Consider the following 17,270-nt stretch of genomic DNA (forward strand, 5'->3'; position numbering starts at 1 on the left):
TTATTTATATAACACTTTCTTAACAGCGTTAACAACATCTTCTGAATTTGGCAACCATTCTTCCAACAATACTGGAGAATAGGGCGCTGGAGTATCGGCTGTATTGATTCTTTCGATAGGAGCATCCAAATAATCAAACGCATGCTTCTGAACATGAAATGTAATCTCGGTAGAAACGTTGCCAAATGGCCATGCTTCTTCTAAAATGATCAACCTATTGGTTTTCTTTACAGATTTCAGAACACTTTCGTAATCTAGTGGCTTAACAGTTCTCAAATCAATTATTTCAACGCTAATACCTTCTTCCTCTAATTTTTCTGCCGCCTTGTCAGCTTCTTTGATAATCTTTCCGAAAGAAACTAAAGTTACATCGCTTCCTTCTCTTCTAATATCTGCAACACCTAACGGAATAGTGTACTCACCTTCGGGAACCTCACCTTTGTCTCCGTACATTTGTTCCGACTCCATAAAAATCACAGGGTCATCATCCCTAATGGCCGATTTCAACAACCCCTTCGCATCTTTTGGGTTGCTCGGCACCACTACTTTTAAACCGGGGCAGTTGGCATACCAACTTTCAAAGGCTTGAGAGTGGGTAGCTGCCAATTGACCGGCAGAAGCGGTAGGCCCACGAAAAACGATCGGGCAAGCGAACTGACCACCTGACATTTGACGAATTTTCGCTGCGTTGTTAATAATTTGGTCAATACCTACCAAAGCGAAGTTGAAGGTCATGAACTCAATTATAGGGCGGTTACCAGTCATGGTAGAACCAACGCCAATACCTGCAAAACCAAGTTCGGCTATCGGCGTATCGAGCACGCGTTTTGGCCCAAACTCATCAAGCATACCTTTAGAGGCCTTGTAAGCACCATTATATTCGGCCACCTCTTCACCCATTAGATAAACAGATTCGTCTCTTCTCATTTCTTCCGACATGGCCTCGGCAATGGCTTCCCTAAATTGTAACGTCTTCATATGATATGGTGTGTGTCTTTTAATTAATTAGCTAAAATGGCAAGCAAAAATAGGAAAATATATGGCAATTCATTTACCCTAATCCCCAAAAAAGAAACAAAAAAATACTATGCATGCATAGTATTTTAGGAAAAGAATATGTATCTTCGTGAGGTCATTTTAAAAGAGTAATATAGATGAAAATACTTGTTTGCATTAGTAACGTTCCCGATACGACCTCAAAAATAAACTTTACCGATGGCGATACCAAATTTGATACCAACGGTGTTCAGTTTGTTATCAACCCAAATGATGAATTTGGTCTTACCAGGGCTATGTGGTTCAAAGAAAAACAGGGCGCTACAGTTCATATTGCAACTGTGGGCGATGCTTCTGTCGAACCGACAATGCGTAAGGCACTCGCTATAGGTGCCGATGAAGGCATTCGAATCAATGCCGTGCCTACCGATGGTTTCTTTGTTGCCGAGCAATTAGCCAATGTTATAAAGGATGGTGGCTATGATCTGGTCATTGCAGGAAGGGAATCTATCGATTATAACGGAGGAATGGTGCCAGGAATTTTGGCCAGCCTCTTGGGAATGAACTTTGTGAACACTTGTATCAGCCTCGAAGTTGACGGAAGTACCGCCACTGCGGTTCGTGAAATTGACGGAGGAAAAGAGAAGGTTCAGGCAGAGTTACCTTTAGTAATCGGAGGTCAGAAAGGTTTGGTCGAGGAAAGTGACCTTAAAATTCCGAACATGAGAGGAATCATGATGGCCCGTAAAAAGGCACTTAACGTGGTAGAACCCGTTGATGCCACCAAGGCGACGGTAGATAGCAAGTTCGAGAAACCGGCCCCAAAAGGTGCCGTAAAGCTGACCGATTCGGTAGACGAACTAGTTTCACTATTGCACAACGAAGCCAAGGTCATTTAATAAACCGTACCATTCACTCAATTTCAATTCCAAAAAAGAAAAAAATGTCCATTTTAGTATATACAGAATCCGAAAACGGAAAATTCAAAAAAAATGCCTTTGAAGTTACTTCGTATGCCAAAGCGGTAGCCGAACAACTGGGCACATCGGTAACTGCCATTTCTTTTAATGCCGAAGAAAATGAAAGCTTGGGCACCTATGGGGCCGAAAAAGTACTGGCGGTATCGAACGACCGATTAACGACTTTCAATGCCGAAGCATACGCAAAGGCTATTGCCGAAGCCGCCGAAAAAGAAGGCTCGCAAGTAGTGGTTGTCAGCTCTAGTGCCAATAGCAAGTATTTGGCGCCGATATTAGCGGCCAAATTAAAAGCGGGTTACGCCCCTAATGTGGTTGAAGCACCGAGCAGCACCTCACCCCTTACCGTGAAGCGAACTGCCTTTAGTAACAAAGGGTTTGCCTTTACCGAGATTACCACCGATAGAAAGATTATTGGGGTAAGCAACAATGCATTCGGACTTAATGAAACTGGAGACACAGCCAATGTAGAGGACTTTGCCCCTACTCTAGATGACGCCGACTTTTCAGTAACTTCTGTGGAGGTAGACAAAATTGCCGGTAAGGTTTCAATCGCCGATGCTGAAATAGTAGTTTCCGGCGGTCGTGGCTTGAAAGGACCTGAAAACTGGGGAATGATTGAAGAACTTGCCGAAGTGTTAGGTGCGGCAACGGCCTGCTCTAAACCGGTATCCGATATGGGCTGGCGCCCTCATGGCGAACACGTAGGCCAGACCGGAAAACCGGTAGCTTCCAACCTATATATTGCTATAGGAATATCCGGAGCCATTCAACACCTGGCCGGAGTAAGTGCCAGTAAGACCAAAGTGGTCATTAATAACGACCCCGAGGCTCCTTTCTTTAAAGCTGCCGATTACGGTATCGTGGGCGATGCATTTGAAATAGTACCTCAACTCGTCGAAAAATTAAAGGAATTTAAAGCACAAAACGTTTAATTTTTGTTAATTTGCCCCCCTGAAAGGGCTGTTTAAATAAAGGTTACGCCCATATTTAAACAGCCTTTTTGTATTTTTAAGATACTATGAGCTTAGTCAGGTTAAAAATAAAAGGCATCTCTTACAGTCAGACCCAAAATGGGGCTTACGCCCTTATACTCAATGAGGTAGAAGGTGACAGAAAACTGCCTATTGTTATTGGGGCCTTCGAAGCGCAAAGCATTGCTATTGCCTTGGAGAAAGAGATAAAACCTCCTAGACCATTGACCCATGACCTGTTCAAGAATTTTGCAGACCGTTTCGATATTGTGATCAAGCAAGTGATCATTCACAAATTGGTAGACGGTGTTTTCTATTCAAGTATCATTTGCGAGCGCGATAAGATCGAAGAGATTATCGATGCCCGCACCAGCGATGCCATTGCCTTGGCATTACGTTTCAACGCCCCCATTTTTACCTACAAAACCATTTTGGATAAGGCCGGTATTTACCTAAAGTTCTCGTCAAAAGAGAGCGAAAAAGAAGATAACGACGATAGTATTGTGGTCGATGAAATACTTCAAGAAGGTGAAACCGTCGAAATCGACTCAGGCGCTACCGATGGTTTTACTGAACTTACCGTAGAAGAACTCAACAAAGAACTCGATAAGGCCGTAGCTAACGAAGACTATGAGAAGGCGGCCAAACTGCGTGACGAAATTTCAAAGCGCAACTGAACCGAACGTTAATTTTAACCTGCAAGCGAATCTATGAATGTTAGACTTTGTATAATTCTGCTTGCCCTTTGTACCTTTTTTCCAGTTTTGGCCCAAGAAACCCCCGCACCTTCGATTGAGTCTACGACTATAAATGACATTATTCAGGCATCTGCCGAAATTGTACCCAACCAGGGCTTCAGCATAGATAGCTTATGGCGAGGTATTATGGGTATGGCCGTGCTTTTGGTCATCGCATTTTTTTGCAGCGCCAATCGCAAGGCCATCAATTGGAAAACCGTGGGTATAGGCCTGTCGCTACAACTTCTTATAGCGATTGGTGTTTTAAAGGTTTCATGGGTTCAGATGGCTTTTGAAGCCGTAGGCGAGGTCTTTATCAGCATACTAGGTTTTACCCGTGCCGGTAGTAAGTTTCTTTTTGAAGGCTTGGTTGTCGACACCAATACCTTTGGCTACATTTTTGCTTTTCAGGTATTGCCTACCATTGTTTTTTTCTCTGCTTTGACTTCCCTACTGTTTTATCTGGGCGTTATTCAAAAGGTGGTTCGCGCGATGGCTTGGTTATTATCGAAAAGTTTGGGCATTTCCGGACCTGAAAGTCTTTCCGTCGCAGGAAATATTTTCTTGGGTCAAACGGAGGCTCCTTTGTTGATTAAAGCCTACCTAGAAAAAATGAACCGCTCAGAAATTCTGTTGGTCATGATTGGCGGTATGGCTACTGTAGCTGGAGCAGTTTTAGCGGCATATATCGGTTTTTTAGGTGGAGAGGATGAAGCCCTGCAATTGGTTTTTGCCAAACATTTGTTGGCTGCCTCTGTGATGGCGGCCCCGGGCGCCATCGTTATTTCCAAAATGCTTTATCCGCAAACGGAATCGGTCAATACCGATGTAGAGGTTTCTACCGAAAAAATCGGGTCTAACATGCTCGATGCCATTGCCAACGGAACTACAGAAGGACTACGACTGGCAGTGAACGTGGGTGCCATGTTATTGGTTTTTGTCGCATTGATCGCCATGGTCAATGGCATTTTGGAATGGACAGGAGACCTCACAACAATTAACGGGTATATTGCCGAACATACGGCCTACGACAAACTTTCACTTGAAGCGATTCTAGGTACTATTTTCGCCCCCCTTATGTGGTTGATAGGCGTCAATTCAGAAGATACTATGTTAATGGGGCAGTTATTGGGCATCAAGTTGGCCGCTAGTGAGTTTGTTGGTTATATACAACTTGCCGAATTGAAAGACCTGACCACCGGCGCTAACCTTCGCTACAACAAATCGGTAATCATGGCTACCTATATGTTATGCGGTTTTGCCAATTTTGCTTCGATAGGCATACAGATTGGAGGTATCGGTTCGTTGGCCCCAGGTCAGCGAAAGACTCTTTCAGAGTTTGGTATGCGTGCCGTGTTAGGCGGCTCGATTGCCTCTCTTTTATCTGCTACCATTGCCGGAATGATTTTGGGATAAAATCAGTTTCCCCTAGAAGGTTAGATTAAAATTCATAAAGAATTGTCACAATTCTTCCCTTGCCATCTTTGGGGAATACCTCAAGTAACCTTTCTTGCGACTTGACTTTCAAATTAAATGGAGGCGCCTCCACATTAACCCCACTCTGCTTTTTTAGTCGAATACCTTGTCCTGAGATAATATTCTTGTTGGGAATAAAGTCCCCCTCAGGTAAATGTTCTGTGAGGATAACATATTGGTATTGATGTAGTTTTTCCAATACTTTCAGAATCTCTTCGTTCGAAAGGTGTTGAAGCACTTGGCGTAAAATGGCGCAATCTGCCGATGGTAGTATTTCTTGAGCGATATCCAAGCAACGGAATTCCAAATTCGACCGTGGGAATTGGGATTTATTATGATCTATCAGTTCATGAACAATATCCACCCCAATGTAGTGAGAACAAAAGGGCAGCAGCTCCTTTCCTACATTAAAGTCGCCACAGCCTAAATCACAAACAGAAATAGGATTTTTGAACGAACCTAAAAATTCTTGAACAGCTTTCAGCCAAGGCATAACCAAACTTTGTTCATGAGAACCTTCTCCTGAAAAAAACGCGTGTCCTATTCCTCCCCACAAATTTTTCTCATAAATCTGGGCCATGACATCTTTGGTAGGCCATGGTTTTTTATCCTTTTTGTCCTTCTTGTTTTCCAATACAAAAAATTAAGCCGCACAATCTTTACAGGTACCTGAAAGCACACAGTTCACCCCACTTACAAGATATCCCGAAGGGGGTGTAAAATCAACAGGTATCGGCAAGCACTCGATGGTTTCACAATTTAGGCACCGAAAATGAAAGTGATTTCCGGCCATGGCCTTATCTTCACAATTGGTACAGATGGCGAAGTATTGCTTTCCATTATCAGCTACGACCCGATGTAAGATGCCATCATCACAAAATCGGTTCAAGACTCGGTAGACAGTTGCCCGATTGATATCGGTCTGTATTTTATTCTCTATAGCCTCCCGACTCATGGCTTTCCCCGTTTTTGACAATACTTCAAGTACGGCTTCTTTTGTTTTAGTATTTCTACGCTCCATTTATAAATGCGATTTATTCGCTTTTTTATTGCGACTTATTTGCAATAATAAGAATTTTAATACCTTTGTACAAGATAAAAATTCAAATAGCATGAATACCGGAACCATATATGACGTCATTATTGTCGGAGGCAGTTATGCGGGCCTATCAGCGGCCATGGCCCTAGGCCGTTCGCTGAGAAAGGTTATCATTATCGACAGTGGGCTACCTTGCAATCGGCAGACACCCCATTCTCATAATTTTATTACCCAAGACGGAAAAACACCGAAGGAAATTTCAGAACTGGCTCTAGACCAAGTATTGAATTACGATACCGTAACTTCTATAAAAGATTTGGCTTTGCGTGCCACCGAAATCAACGGTAGTTTCAAAATAGAAACTGCTTCGGGCAGTGAGTATAGTGGAAGAAAACTCATCTTCGCGACAGGAATCAAAGACCTGATGCCTGCCATTAAAGGATTCTCTGATTGTTGGGGTATTACGGCCATTCACTGCCCCTATTGTCATGGGTACGAATTCAAGCATCAAAGAACAGGAATCATGGCGAATGGAGAAAGAGGTTTTCATCTAGCATCTTTGGTTAAAAACCTAACGGACGAACTAACTATTTTCACTAATGGAAATAACGATTTTATCGATGTCCAAACCTTGCAATTAAAGTCGAATAATATACAGGTTAACGATAAGAAAATCATCGAACTAGTCCATAAAAAAGGTACTATACAGAAGGTGGTTTTTGATGAGGGTAGTTCTCAAAACCTAGATGCCTTGTACGCATCTATTCCTTTTGAACAGCATTGCCCCATTCCCCAGCAACTAGGCTGCGAGCTAGATGACATGGGGTACCTTTCGGTAGACCCCTTTCAACAGACTAGTTTAAAAGGTGTTTTTGCCTGTGGAGATAGTACTACCCGACTTAGGTCGGTTGCCAACTCGGTCAATAGCGGTAACATTGCTGGCGCCATGGCCAACAAAGAATTGGCAGAAGAAGAGTTTTTAATACCTACCCTATGATTGAGGTCTTCATCACCAACTTGACAAATGAATTTGAAGCCAAAAAAGTATTCAATCTCTTGACGGAAGCTTTTCCTAACCTAAAGGTGGATTATGATTTCGACGAAACTGGATTGCCATACCCTTGTGGCCATACTATCATTCGAGTTGAAGGTTCTTATCTTAACGCAGCAGATATAATGAAATCGATCAGGCAAATAGGTTTTCAATGTGAAATTCTAGAAGATATAATCTGCCCTAAGAAGTCGAAACTATGAACGAGTTCTGGGAAAGCAATTTTAAGGAAAAGGGGGAAATGTGGGGTGAACAACCTTGCAAATCGGCCCAATTGGCTAATCAATTCTTTATTGAAAACAAGCTTAATAAGATTCTAGTGCCCGGGATAGGTTATGGCAGAAATGCCAAATTGTTTCAGGATAACCGAATGCATGTAACAGGCATCGAAATCTCGCCAACGGCCATTGGCATCGCAAAAAGATTTTTAGACGACAACACCGTTATCTATGAGGGCTCTGTTGACCATATGCCGTTTGATCATGATTCTTATGATGCCATCTATAGTCATGCCCTTCTGCATTTACTTGACGAACCTCACCGAAAGAATTTTATAAAAGCTTGCTATGACCAACTCAAATCAAAGGGTTTTATGTTATTTACGACCATTTCTCAAAATGCCCTATCCTATAGAAAAGGTGAGCAAGTAGGCGAAAATCGCTTTGAAATTCATAAGGGTGCTCCTATTTACTTTTACGACAACGATTCTTTAATGGTCGATTTTAAACCATACGGACTCATTGACATAACAGAAATTCAAGAAGATCACCCCATGTATCTAGTTAAATGTCAGAAACCATAAATAAAAAACTCAGACGTAGAACCTATCTTTACAGTACTCCATTATCTAAAATCAACAGCTGTGATTATTCGACTAGCGTCAAAAAACGATTACGAGTCCATTTGGCATATATTTTCTCAAGTGGTCAAAGATGGAAAGACCTATGTTTTTAGTCCTGACACCACTAAAGAAGAATTTGAAACCTATTGGTTATCAGCACCCATAACCACTTTTGTGGCCGAAGAGGAGGGCAAAATAGTTGGCACTTACGTCATTAAACCGAATCATGTCGGTCTTGGTGACCACATTGCCAACTGTAGTTATATGGTAAGTGAATCCACTCAGGGTAAGGGCATCGGTAAAATGATGTGTGCCCACTCCATTGATTATGCCACTGAAAAAGGTTATCAGGCGATACAGTTCAACATCGTCATTAGCACGAATGTCGCGGCCATTGCCTTATGGAAGAAATTCGGATTTCAGATTATAGGTACCATACCAAAAGCCTTTCGGCATTCCCAACTCGGGCTCGTCGATGCACATATCATGTTCAAGCAACTTGACTTTCAATCATAGTTGATTCTCATCAGCTCTCCAACAGTTGATAATTGGTAATAACTCGGACTAATTGATTTTTGAGGTTCATGGGGTGTTTTTATAATTTTACGCTTATCATGAAACAGTATCACGACTTACTTAAGCACGTTCTAGAAAACGGCAATCAAAAAGGAGACCGTACGGGCACCGGAACCAAAAGTGTTTTTGGTTATCAAATGCGATTTGACCTAAGCGAAGGTTTTCCGATGGTGACCACCAAAAAATTACACTTAAAATCCATTATTTATGAGTTGCTCTGGTTCTTAAAAGGAGATACCAACATTGGCTACCTTCAAGAAAACGGAGTTCGTATTTGGAACGAGTGGGCGGACGATAATGGAGATTTAGGCCCAGTATATGGCCACCAATGGCGTAATTGGAACAATGACGAGATCGATCAGATAAAAGAAGTCATTGAATCATTGAAAAACAACCCGAACAGTAGGCGCATGTTGGTTTCAGCATGGAACCCTAGCGTATTACCAGATACTTCAAAGTCGTTTGCCGAGAATGTAGCCAATGGAAAAGCGGCCCTTCCGCCATGCCACGCCTTCTTTCAATTTTATGTAGCGGACGGAAAACTATCTTGCCAATTGTATCAGCGAAGCGCCGATATTTTCTTGGGAGTACCTTTCAACATTGCTTCATACGCACTTTTTACCATGATGATGGCGCAAGTTTGCGGTTATGAGGCCGGAGAGTTCATTCATACCTTCGGAGATGCCCATATATACAACAATCATATGGAGCAGGTAGAATTACAGTTAAGCAGAGAACCTAGGCAACTACCTAAAATGATTCTGAACCCGGAAATCAAAGACATTTTTGATTTTAACTTCGAAGATTTTACACTTTTAGATTATGACCCGCACCCACATATTAAAGGTGCTGTAGCGGTATAAACTGAAAACTTTCAAAAAATAAAAATCCGGATGAAGGCCCTACCTTTCATCCGGATTTTTTATGACCGATGTATTCTGTTATTTTACAAAATCGTCGTAAATCGTGTTCAGGTCAGAGGCAGATACATCTCCGTTAGCAACTACAATTCGATGCTTAAAGGTAGTGCTCTCTCCCTTTTTCAACTCAAAATTGAGCTTTTCTTTACCATTGCTAAATACTTCTTGACCAAGAGGGTTGGCCGCAAAAAGCCCATATCCCCTAGAATGCCAATAGGTAGGGTATCCCACATTTTCCTTATGGTCCATGATGGCCAGAGCAATCTTCTCCTCCCCAATATTCGAATAAAGATCGACCCATTTTGAGCGCTTGCCCCAAGTATCCAATCCTTCGACACCTTCGGCACTTACATAATTACCGTTGACCCCTTCATTGTTCAATACTGCAACAGGCGTTGGGTTTCCGTTGGCATCCGTAAAAACTACAGGTTCATCAGAAGGCAGTTCTAGAGCCCTGGTAACACGAATACCTAACATTCCCTCCTTGTTATCCTTGAATAGAACGTCTTCATTTTGAGCTGTCAAAGTTGTAATACGGTCAATGCAGTATACCGAGTCTTTTCCTCTAAATACAAAGGTGGTATTCTCCTTTAAAAGCACAGTGCCGTCGGGTGCCTGCCAATCCATACTTACCTTTAGACTCCCCTGTTCATCGCCATCTTCAACAGCATCGATCGACTTATGTAAAATAGTACCGTACTTATCGCGCTGCTCTACTTTGATAGAATCGCTGTTATTCCAAAAATCGAGACCGTTTACATCACCATAGTTGAACCAAACGCCTACATGATGCGGGTGGTCGACCCTTTCACCCGTAGAAGGCTCTAATGGAAATTTACGAGTAATCTTGGTACCGTTAGGGGTCACCAACGGGTACAGAACAGGCTTTTTAATGTTTTGAGGATATTGATAGGATGTAAACAGTTCTCCATCAATGGTAACATCAACTCGCCTATCACCTTCATTGGCGACCAGTTGAATTCGCTTTTCAGTTTCTTGAGGCATAGCGGTTTCCTCTTTTTTTGTTTCACCCTTACAGGAAAAAAACAATACGGATAGACCTAGGCCTAATAGAGATTTTACGCTGTAAGAAATAGATAATTTAATCATTGTTAATTGGGTTTGGTATTACTTTCTTGGGTTTTGAAAAAAGTTGTGTTATCGATTACCTTAATTCGGCAATTTTAATATTCTTGAAGCTTGTAGTCATATCTCTGTTAGGGTGCAATTGCAACCCGATCGGGCCTTCTTCAGGTACATCGCTTGCCTCATAAGTAACTACTTGCTGACCGTTGAGCCATACGGTATAGATGTTATCAACCGCCTTAATTTTAATGGTGTTCCATTCATTGGGTTTCAAGATATCGGCCACACCTTCCGCTTCTACCGGGTAGCCTTTGCCAACGATATATGGCGACCCCGTCATATCTCTTTTTAGAGAACCTGAAATACCCATCTGGATCTGTTGCGCTTCTTCCCTCAGAAATATACCGGTATCTACGGTTCCTTCCCCATATAAAAAATCGGCTTGAACAACGAAATCGTTGTAGTCTTTATCCGTCCATAAAATAGAACCCGTTTTTTCAGGATCACTTTTAGCGTGCAGCACACCATCATCGATGGTCCACCATACATTGTTTTCCGGTTCGACCCAGCCCTTAAAATTCTTTCCGTTGAAGGCCTTCTTTAACTTGGCCTCTTGGGCTTGACCCCAATGCAATACCCCGAAAACCAAGAGCATGGCAAAGCATAATTTTCTCATCATTTTAATAGTTTTAATTTCGATTGAGCTATGAAAATAGACAATTATTCGTAAATCGTTATTGAGGTCAGCATTTATTTGCGTTAATCTAAATGTTTTATGGGTTCTTTCTTGAAAATGCATAATGTGTATCTTTAAAAAAGTAAACACCTTCCCATGATTTTGACCGATTCTCTACTCGATTTTTTTTTAGAAACTAGAAAGCATACCGAAGAAATCTGCGCCCCTCTTGAGATTGAAGATTACGTAGTACAACCCATTGAAGACGTTTCACCGCCCAAGTGGCATTTGGGTCATACTACTTGGTTCTTTGAAGAGTTTATTCTTAAGCCACATGCCGAAAACTATCAACTGTTCAATGACGATTTCGCCTTTGTTTTCAATAGTTACTATGAATCGGTGGGTAAACGGGTGGTACGCTCGAATCGTGGCAACCTCTCAAGACCAGCGGTAAAAAAAGTTTATAACTATCGTGAGTACGTTACTCGGGCAGTAAAAGAGCTTTTTGAGAAAGAGCAACATCAAAATCTTTATCCATTGCTTGAAATCGGTATTCATCACGAGAAACAACACCAAGAACTATTGCTTACAGATATTAAATTTATATTGGGCAATAACCCCTTGTTACCCCCATATCAAAAAGACTTTAATTGTCACCAACCTGAAAATCATTTACAGGAATGGATAGCCGTTGATGAAGGCATCTATGAAATTGGCCATAATGGTAACGGATTTGCTTACGATAATGAAGAGGGAAGACACAAAGTATATCTACAACCTTTTATTATTTCAAACAAACTGGTTACCAACCATGATTTTATTGAATTTATTGAGGCCGATGGGTACAAAAAATTTGAACTCTGGCATGCAGAAGGTTGGGATTGGGTTAAGAGGGAAGAAATTACCGCCCCACTTTACTGGCATTTTATTGAAGGAGAATGGCATCATTATACCTTACAGGGTTTGGTGAAGGTAGACCCCAACGCTCCGGTTACACATGTATCATATTATGAAGCTTTTGCCTTCGCCCAATGGAAAGACTGCCGGTTACCTACCGAATTTGAATGGGAAGCTGCCCAATCAAAATTCTCATGGGGCAAAAGATGGGAATGGACAGAAAGTGCCTACCTGCCCTACCCTAACTATCAAAAAGCGGCCGGGGCGCTAGGGGAGTATAACGGTAAATTTATGGTCAATCAAAAAGTATTGCGGGGCGGCTCCACAGCTACCCCTCAGAAACACACCCGCCCTACCTATCGCAATTTTTTTCAACCTCCTTTACGATGGCAATTTACCGGTTTTCGTTTAGCGAGATAATCTGTAGGTTTTTCATTTTCAATACGACTTAAATTATGCAAGAAGTTATCTCACCCATGATAGAGACCCAATTTGAAAAAGACGTTAGGCAGGGCTTGACCGATTTTCCAAAGTACCTTTCATCTAAATATTTTTATGATAAAAAAGGAGATGCATTGTTTCAAAAGATAATGCACATGCCAGAGTATTACTTAACCGATTGTGAATTCGACATCTTCAGCCAAAACAAGTCTGAAATAGCAGAAAAGTTCGCATCAGGAGGCCAACCCTTTAAGCTTATAGAACTTGGGGCCGGCGATGGAAAGAAAACCAAAATATTGCTACGTCATTTTTTAGAAAAAAAACTTGATTTCACCTACCAGCCTATAGACATTAGTTCAAATGTATTAGAAGGACTCGAAAATTCTTTACGTGAAGAAATTCCTGAAGTGAAAGTTATTCCTAAGCAAGGCACCTATTTTGAAGCTTTGAGGGAGATTACCGATGCCAATGGTGTTCGCAAAATAATTATGTTCTTGGGCAGCAACATAGGTAACTTGCTTCACAACCAAGCCATTCTATTTTTGAAGGATGTTCAAGCATTGATGAACAAAAACGACCTTTTATTCATTGGGTGCGACTTAAAGAAAAATCCGAAAACCATATTAGATGCCTACAATGATCCGAATGGCATTACGGAAGCCTTTAATAAAAACGTGCTAATACGAATCAATAATGAATTAGGCGGAAATTTTGATTTAGACACTTTCATTCATTGGGAAGTGTACGACCCCGAAACAGGAACTGCCAAAAGTTACCTGGTTTCTAAAATTGACCAAGAAGTGAAGATTGAAGCCTTGGAACTTAAAGTTCAATTTAAGGCCTGGGAAACTATACATACCGAAATCTCACAAAAATATGACGACTCGACCGTTCACTGGTTGGCACAACAATCAGGGCTCGAAATCTGCGATCAGTTCACCGATAGCGAGCAATTGTACAAGAACTATGTATTGAGAAGAAAGTAATTCAATATACTACTTCTCCGATAAATAATTCCCTATAGGAAAATATTTCAAACCCTACTTTAGACCATTGTTAATTAGTAAAGGATATCTTACCACCCCTATATTCCTATTCCGGTGGTGCGGAGAACGGCTTGTACAATAACCTTCCTACACCAAAAAATAGCAGGTAAAAAAGAAAGCCGGTCATAAAAAATGTACCGGCCTTTTCTATTATGCTGGTACTATCAATTATAGTTCTAGAACGGCATTCTCGCCGCCAGCGTAATCGTTCCATTTGTAACCATCGGCCTCAGCCTCGTTTACATAAGAACCATCGATGATATATTTGAATTCGTAAGTAGATTCTTTTGGAAGCTCTAAAGTTCCTTTAAAGTTTCCGTTCTTTAACTTCTTTAATGCACTTTCTTTATTTGCCTTCCAGTTATTGAAATCACCTACTACTGCTACTTTTTTTGCTTCTTCGGCAGGTACGGTAAATGTAACTTTGCAAACCGGTCTGCTCTTTAAATATTGTTTTGAAATTGCCATGGTAAACGTTTTTAATTCTGTTATGTTTCTTCTGTTAAGTTGAAACAAAACTAACATATTAATATCCTCATATCCAATGATTAAGATATTTTTATCATTTTCACAATTATAAGGTAACATTTAGTCATATCGCCCAAAAAAAACCCAACGTATTTTTCTTTTAGGTAAGAATTAAACCACTGATTGTAAAATTTTTACCGTGTCGTCAATATCCGATTCGTTGTTATAGAAATGAAAACTCATACGAATACCATTTCCTCGTTGAGAAGCAAGCACGCCTTCATCAGTCAATTTCTTAAAAACCTCATCGCCACCGCTGATATTGAATATGGTACTATGCGAATTTCGCTTCAGAATATCATCGTTCAACAACCCTAAACTATTATAAGCCGACTTGGACTTTTGAGATAACATTTTAAGATGTTGCTCAACTTTTGACATGCCCAACTTTTCTAAATATTCCAATGAGAATTTAAGGCTTCCGAAATTAAGGGTATCTAAATGACCGGGTTCAAAATGTTTCGCAAAACTGATATCATCCCTTCCGTCCAGATTGATATTAGACGAATAAAAACCCGTGGTTTGTACTTTAGAAAGGTGGCGAACATGATCTTTAAAAAGCATAAAACCATTACCATACCCTGAAATCAGCCATTTATAGGCGCTGGTGCCCAGCACGTCTAAGGGTGATTCTTCAAAATTGAATTGTTCGGTACCACAATACTGCGTTCCATCGGCAATTATCACAAGATCAGGAAATTCTTCTTTTACTTTTTTTAGAAAACCCATCTCCAATTTAATACCGCTGGCCCACTGAACTAAACTCAACGCCAAAACCGAGAATTTTTTGCCCCTCAATTTATCGAGAATATTTTCTTCGATTTGCCCATCAAGTTCAGCATAATCAAGCTGAAACCCTCTACACTCAAATGGCCAGTTGACCGAAGGGTAATCATCTTTGACCAAAAGTATGTGGCTTTCAGTATTCAATCCCTCCAATAAAATATTTAGACCTAAAGAGAAGTTCTGAACCAAGGCTGTATTCTCAATTTTGCTACCGAAAAATCGTGCAACCGTTTCCTTGGTAGCAGGCAACAACTCTTGCATTGATTTGGTTTTCATTTTACTTCCACCAATCAAAAAATCAAGATCATGTTCTTGACGCCAATTCATTAGAGGCTCGCTCAAGAGACCTGCTGAAGCAGTATTGGCATAAATGTATTGATGTAGTACGGGAAAGTGTTTTCGAGTGTTCTCCATAGTTCATTTTGGTAAACTTGATTCACGTATCTTTGTGATAATACCCATATCAAAGATAGCCATATACATGTTCTCGAAAAACAAAAAGAAAACGGAAGTGGAGATTGAACAGCATGAGTTGCTAGAAAACGCCCAACATCGAATCAAGCAAAAAAAGCGTTTGTACGTTCACTTTGTCATCTTTTTGATAGGAAGCGTTTTTCTTATTTTCATCAATAAAATATTAAACTATTGGGAAACCTATGATTGGTTCATTTGGGCCATCACCTTTTGGGGATTTCTCTTTGCCATACATCTTTTCAATGTATTTGTTACCCAGAAATTTATGGGCAAGGAATGGGAGCGTCAGCAACGTGAAAAATTAGTGGCCAAACAAAAAAGACGCATAGCCGAATTGCAAAAAGAAATAGAAACCGATTTTCCGATCTCTAAAGTAAACAAGAAAGAAATAGAGCCTTAGTTCGGCACGTTAGTTGCAATTTCCAATTAAAAAACAAAGATTTAGTGAGTACCGTATGTATGATTGCCGCCGCAGCTGAAGACAATGCATTGGGCAAAGACAATGATTTACTGTGGCATTTGCCTGATGACTTTAAGCGTTTTAAAAGGCTTACTTCGGGTCACCCCATCATTATGGGCAGAAAAACCTTTGAGACCTTTCCGAAACCGTTGCCCAATAGAGAGCATATAATTATAACTAGGGATAAAGATTATCGCACAGATTTTAACGACTGCAAGATTGTTCACTCTTTGGAAGAAGCCCTGCATCTCGTTAGAGAGCTGCCATTGTCATACATCATTGGTGGTGGTGAAATTTATAAGATTGCCGAACCTTTTAGCAATAAAATAGAGCTAACAAGGGTTCATGCGGCTTTTGATGACGCCGACACCCATTTTCCTGAAATCGACCTTAACACTTGGGTTTTAACGGAAGAAGAATACCACCCAAAAGATGAAAAGCATTCATATGCCTTTTCTTATTTGACCTACGTGAAAAAAGAAAGTGAAAAGAACTAAAAATCTAGAACGGAAACATTATAATCCGTTTCGCCATTCATCACAAAACTCTCTAATACGTGAATATTGGCGTTGGTATAAAATCGATGATAGGCTTTGGAACGTTGAGAGGCTAACAGTCCGTTTTTGTTCAAAATAGATTTTGTCTGTCGCGCTACCGCCTCGCCAGAATCTATTATTTGAACGGATTCTGGGAGTATTTCCTTCAAAATAGGAACCAAGTACGGGTAGTGGGTACAGCCTAAAACCAAGTAATCGATTCCCTCATCAATCATAGGTCGCACATGTTTGAGTAGCAACTTTCTTGTTTCTTGAGAATCTACTTTACCCTCTTCTATCAATTGTACAAGACCTGTACCTTCTCGCACAATAACATTAATGCCACTGGCATGTATTTCTGAAGTACTATGAAACAAAGAACTGGCTAAAGTACCTTTAGTGGCCAAAACACCAACGGTTTTTGTTTTAGATTGAAGTGCTGCTGGTTTAATAGCAGGCTCTATACCTATAAACGGCACATCATAGTTTTTTCTCAAATAATCGATGGCATTGGTGGTAGCCGTATTGCATGCCACTACAACCAATTTACAGTCGTTCTTTAGCAGTACCTCTGTATTTTTGATACTCAAACGTAAAATGTCATCCTTACTTTTTTCTCCGTAAGGTGCATTTTTACTATCCGCAAGGTATATGGTGTTCTCGAATGGTAGCAATTTCTGGATTTCCCTCCAGATGGAAGTTCCTCCAACTCCTGAATCGAATATGCCTATCGGATTATCTCTCATCAATCTA

At 40.8% G+C, this 17,270-nt stretch carries 21 protein-coding genes; 13 read left to right on the forward strand and 8 right to left on the reverse strand.

Features of this window, described 5'->3' with window-relative positions; translation table 11 throughout:
• Window positions 1-978, reverse strand: coding sequence for a pyruvate dehydrogenase complex E1 component subunit beta (locus IL356_RS19255; protein ID WP_121847872.1), 978 nt, complete (start codon window positions 976-978; stop codon window positions 1-3).
• 176 nt (window positions 979-1,154) lie between these two features.
• Here IL356_RS19255 and IL356_RS19260 point away from each other — a divergent pair, with 176 nt between their 5' ends.
• The 4 genes from IL356_RS19260 (at window position 1,155) to IL356_RS19275 (ending at window position 5,100) form a co-directional block, all read left to right on the forward strand.
• On the forward strand, window positions 1,155-1,895 hold the full coding sequence (locus tag IL356_RS19260) for an electron transfer flavoprotein subunit beta/FixA family protein (protein ID WP_121847871.1): 741 nt from the start codon (window positions 1,155-1,157) through the stop codon (window positions 1,893-1,895).
• Window positions 1,896-1,939: 44 nt separating this feature from the next.
• Window positions 1,940-2,908: an electron transfer flavoprotein subunit alpha/FixB family protein gene (locus IL356_RS19265; protein ID WP_121847870.1), complete on the forward strand. Its 969-nt coding sequence runs from the start codon at window positions 1,940-1,942 to the stop codon at window positions 2,906-2,908.
• 86 nt (window positions 2,909-2,994) lie between these two features.
• On the forward strand, window positions 2,995-3,624 hold the full coding sequence (locus tag IL356_RS19270) for a bifunctional nuclease family protein (RefSeq protein ID WP_121847869.1): 630 nt from the start codon (window positions 2,995-2,997) through the stop codon (window positions 3,622-3,624).
• Window positions 3,625-3,657: 33 nt separating this feature from the next.
• On the forward strand, window positions 3,658-5,100 hold the full coding sequence (locus tag IL356_RS19275) for a NupC/NupG family nucleoside CNT transporter (RefSeq protein WP_121847868.1): 1,443 nt from the start codon (window positions 3,658-3,660) through the stop codon (window positions 5,098-5,100).
• Between the two features lie 25 nt (window positions 5,101-5,125).
• Here the strand turns inward: IL356_RS19275 and IL356_RS19280 are convergent, their stop codons facing one another.
• Together IL356_RS19280 and IL356_RS19285 are read right to left on the reverse strand one after the other, a co-directional pair.
• A complete protein-coding gene (locus IL356_RS19280; RefSeq protein ID WP_225621567.1) occupies window positions 5,126-5,794 on the reverse strand; it encodes a class I SAM-dependent methyltransferase in 669 nt (222 codons plus the stop codon).
• Between the two features lie 9 nt (window positions 5,795-5,803).
• Window positions 5,804-6,181, reverse strand: a complete 378-nt coding sequence (locus IL356_RS19285; protein WP_121847867.1) for a Fur family transcriptional regulator — start codon at window positions 6,179-6,181, stop codon at window positions 5,804-5,806.
• A 91-nt stretch (window positions 6,182-6,272) separates the two neighbouring features.
• Between IL356_RS19285 and IL356_RS19290 the strand changes: the two genes are divergently transcribed.
• The 5 genes from IL356_RS19290 to IL356_RS19310 all read left to right on the forward strand — a co-directional run bounded on the left by IL356_RS19290 (window position 6,273) and on the right by IL356_RS19310 (window position 9,530).
• Window positions 6,273-7,196, forward strand: a complete 924-nt coding sequence (locus IL356_RS19290; protein WP_121847866.1) for an NAD(P)/FAD-dependent oxidoreductase — start codon at window positions 6,273-6,275, stop codon at window positions 7,194-7,196.
• Window positions 7,193-7,453, forward strand: a complete 261-nt coding sequence (locus tag IL356_RS19295; protein WP_121847865.1) for a hypothetical protein — start codon at window positions 7,193-7,195, stop codon at window positions 7,451-7,453. Before IL356_RS19290 ends, IL356_RS19295 begins: the two co-directional genes overlap by 4 nt.
• Window positions 7,450-8,052, forward strand: a complete 603-nt coding sequence (locus IL356_RS19300; RefSeq protein ID WP_121847864.1) for a class I SAM-dependent methyltransferase — start codon at window positions 7,450-7,452, stop codon at window positions 8,050-8,052. Before IL356_RS19295 ends, IL356_RS19300 begins: the two co-directional genes overlap by 4 nt.
• Before the next feature lie 60 nt (window positions 8,053-8,112).
• Window positions 8,113-8,607 (forward strand): GNAT family N-acetyltransferase, encoded by a 495-nt coding sequence (locus tag IL356_RS19305; RefSeq protein ID WP_192466578.1) that lies wholly within the window; start codon window positions 8,113-8,115, stop codon window positions 8,605-8,607.
• A gap of 98 nt (window positions 8,608-8,705) precedes the next feature.
• Window positions 8,706-9,530, forward strand: a complete 825-nt coding sequence (locus tag IL356_RS19310) for a thymidylate synthase (RefSeq protein WP_121850611.1) — start codon at window positions 8,706-8,708, stop codon at window positions 9,528-9,530.
• A gap of 78 nt (window positions 9,531-9,608) precedes the next feature.
• Here the strand turns inward: IL356_RS19310 and IL356_RS19315 are convergent, their stop codons facing one another.
• Both IL356_RS19315 and IL356_RS19320 read right to left on the reverse strand, forming a co-directional pair.
• Window positions 9,609-10,697: a DUF6807 domain-containing protein gene (locus IL356_RS19315; RefSeq protein ID WP_205601277.1), complete on the reverse strand. Its 1,089-nt coding sequence runs from the start codon at window positions 10,695-10,697 to the stop codon at window positions 9,609-9,611.
• 55 nt (window positions 10,698-10,752) lie between these two features.
• On the reverse strand, window positions 10,753-11,352 hold the full coding sequence (locus IL356_RS19320; RefSeq protein ID WP_205601276.1) for a 3-keto-disaccharide hydrolase: 600 nt from the start codon (window positions 11,350-11,352) through the stop codon (window positions 10,753-10,755).
• A gap of 153 nt (window positions 11,353-11,505) precedes the next feature.
• Between IL356_RS19320 and egtB the strand changes: the two genes are divergently transcribed.
• Both egtB and IL356_RS19330 read left to right on the forward strand, forming a co-directional pair.
• On the forward strand, window positions 11,506-12,666 hold the full coding sequence (gene egtB / locus IL356_RS19325) for an ergothioneine biosynthesis protein EgtB (RefSeq protein WP_121847863.1): 1,161 nt from the start codon (window positions 11,506-11,508) through the stop codon (window positions 12,664-12,666).
• Between the two features lie 35 nt (window positions 12,667-12,701).
• Complete coding sequence (locus tag IL356_RS19330) at window positions 12,702-13,673, forward strand: L-histidine N(alpha)-methyltransferase (RefSeq protein WP_121847862.1); 972 nt, start codon at window positions 12,702-12,704, stop codon at window positions 13,671-13,673.
• Between the two features lie 228 nt (window positions 13,674-13,901).
• Here IL356_RS19330 and IL356_RS19335 read toward each other — a convergent pair whose 3' ends face one another.
• Both IL356_RS19335 and IL356_RS19340 read right to left on the reverse strand, forming a co-directional pair.
• Window positions 13,902-14,201 (reverse strand): isoamylase early set domain-containing protein, encoded by a 300-nt coding sequence (locus IL356_RS19335; RefSeq protein ID WP_121850608.1) that lies wholly within the window; start codon window positions 14,199-14,201, stop codon window positions 13,902-13,904.
• A 171-nt stretch (window positions 14,202-14,372) separates the two neighbouring features.
• Complete coding sequence (locus IL356_RS19340) at window positions 14,373-15,461, reverse strand: aminotransferase class V-fold PLP-dependent enzyme (RefSeq protein WP_121847861.1); 1,089 nt, start codon at window positions 15,459-15,461, stop codon at window positions 14,373-14,375.
• Window positions 15,462-15,528: 67 nt separating this feature from the next.
• Between IL356_RS19340 and IL356_RS19345 the strand changes: the two genes are divergently transcribed.
• Window positions 15,529-15,921: a 2TM domain-containing protein gene (locus tag IL356_RS19345; protein ID WP_121847860.1), complete on the forward strand. Its 393-nt coding sequence runs from the start codon at window positions 15,529-15,531 to the stop codon at window positions 15,919-15,921.
• Between the two features lie 59 nt (window positions 15,922-15,980).
• Window positions 15,981-16,478 (forward strand): dihydrofolate reductase, encoded by a 498-nt coding sequence (locus IL356_RS19350; RefSeq protein WP_121847859.1) that lies wholly within the window; start codon window positions 15,981-15,983, stop codon window positions 16,476-16,478.
• On the opposite strand, the gene murI is transcribed toward IL356_RS19350, so the two are convergent.
• Window positions 16,475-17,263 (reverse strand): glutamate racemase, encoded by a 789-nt coding sequence (gene murI, locus IL356_RS19355; RefSeq protein WP_121847858.1) that lies wholly within the window; start codon window positions 17,261-17,263, stop codon window positions 16,475-16,477. The two genes, IL356_RS19350 and murI, sit on opposite strands and share 4 nt — an antisense overlap.
• Window positions 17,264-17,270 lie beyond the last annotated feature (7 nt).

Origin of the sequence: Euzebyella marina, assembly GCF_014855515.1 — a bacterium.
GTDB classification, from domain to species: domain Bacteria; phylum Bacteroidota; class Bacteroidia; order Flavobacteriales; family Flavobacteriaceae; genus Euzebyella; species Euzebyella marina.

Excerpts from the sequence above, each read along its gene's own strand:
- IL356_RS19320 (WP_205601276.1), bottom strand. The coding sequence starts at position 11,352 with ATGATGAGAAAATTATGCTTTGCCATGCTCTTGGTTTTCGGGGTATTG.
- IL356_RS19255 (WP_121847872.1), bottom strand. The coding sequence starts at position 978 with ATGAAGACGTTACAATTTAGGGAAGCCATTGCCGAGGCCATGTCGGAA.
- IL356_RS19330 (WP_121847862.1), top strand. The coding sequence starts at position 12,702 with ATGCAAGAAGTTATCTCACCCATGATAGAGACCCAATTTGAAAAAGAC.
- IL356_RS19315 (WP_205601277.1), bottom strand. The coding sequence starts at position 10,697 with ATGATTAAATTATCTATTTCTTACAGCGTAAAATCTCTATTAGGCCTA.
- IL356_RS19345 (WP_121847860.1), top strand. The coding sequence starts at position 15,529 with ATGTTCTCGAAAAACAAAAAGAAAACGGAAGTGGAGATTGAACAGCAT.
- IL356_RS19335 (WP_121850608.1), bottom strand. The coding sequence starts at position 14,201 with ATGGCAATTTCAAAACAATATTTAAAGAGCAGACCGGTTTGCAAAGTT.
- IL356_RS19265 (WP_121847870.1), top strand. The coding sequence starts at position 1,940 with ATGTCCATTTTAGTATATACAGAATCCGAAAACGGAAAATTCAAAAAA.
- IL356_RS19310 (WP_121850611.1), top strand. The coding sequence starts at position 8,706 with ATGAAACAGTATCACGACTTACTTAAGCACGTTCTAGAAAACGGCAAT.
- IL356_RS19270 (WP_121847869.1), top strand. The coding sequence starts at position 2,995 with ATGAGCTTAGTCAGGTTAAAAATAAAAGGCATCTCTTACAGTCAGACC.
- IL356_RS19300 (WP_121847864.1), top strand. The coding sequence starts at position 7,450 with ATGAACGAGTTCTGGGAAAGCAATTTTAAGGAAAAGGGGGAAATGTGG.
- IL356_RS19350 (WP_121847859.1), top strand. The coding sequence starts at position 15,981 with ATGATTGCCGCCGCAGCTGAAGACAATGCATTGGGCAAAGACAATGAT.
- IL356_RS19285 (WP_121847867.1), bottom strand. The coding sequence starts at position 6,181 with ATGGAGCGTAGAAATACTAAAACAAAAGAAGCCGTACTTGAAGTATTG.
- IL356_RS19290 (WP_121847866.1), top strand. The coding sequence starts at position 6,273 with ATGAATACCGGAACCATATATGACGTCATTATTGTCGGAGGCAGTTAT.
- IL356_RS19260 (WP_121847871.1), top strand. The coding sequence starts at position 1,155 with ATGAAAATACTTGTTTGCATTAGTAACGTTCCCGATACGACCTCAAAA.
- IL356_RS19275 (WP_121847868.1), top strand. The coding sequence starts at position 3,658 with ATGAATGTTAGACTTTGTATAATTCTGCTTGCCCTTTGTACCTTTTTT.
- IL356_RS19340 (WP_121847861.1), bottom strand. The coding sequence starts at position 15,461 with ATGGAGAACACTCGAAAACACTTTCCCGTACTACATCAATACATTTAT.
- IL356_RS19295 (WP_121847865.1), top strand. The coding sequence starts at position 7,193 with ATGATTGAGGTCTTCATCACCAACTTGACAAATGAATTTGAAGCCAAA.
- murI (WP_121847858.1), bottom strand. The coding sequence starts at position 17,263 with ATGAGAGATAATCCGATAGGCATATTCGATTCAGGAGTTGGAGGAACT.
- egtB (WP_121847863.1), top strand. The coding sequence starts at position 11,506 with ATGATTTTGACCGATTCTCTACTCGATTTTTTTTTAGAAACTAGAAAG.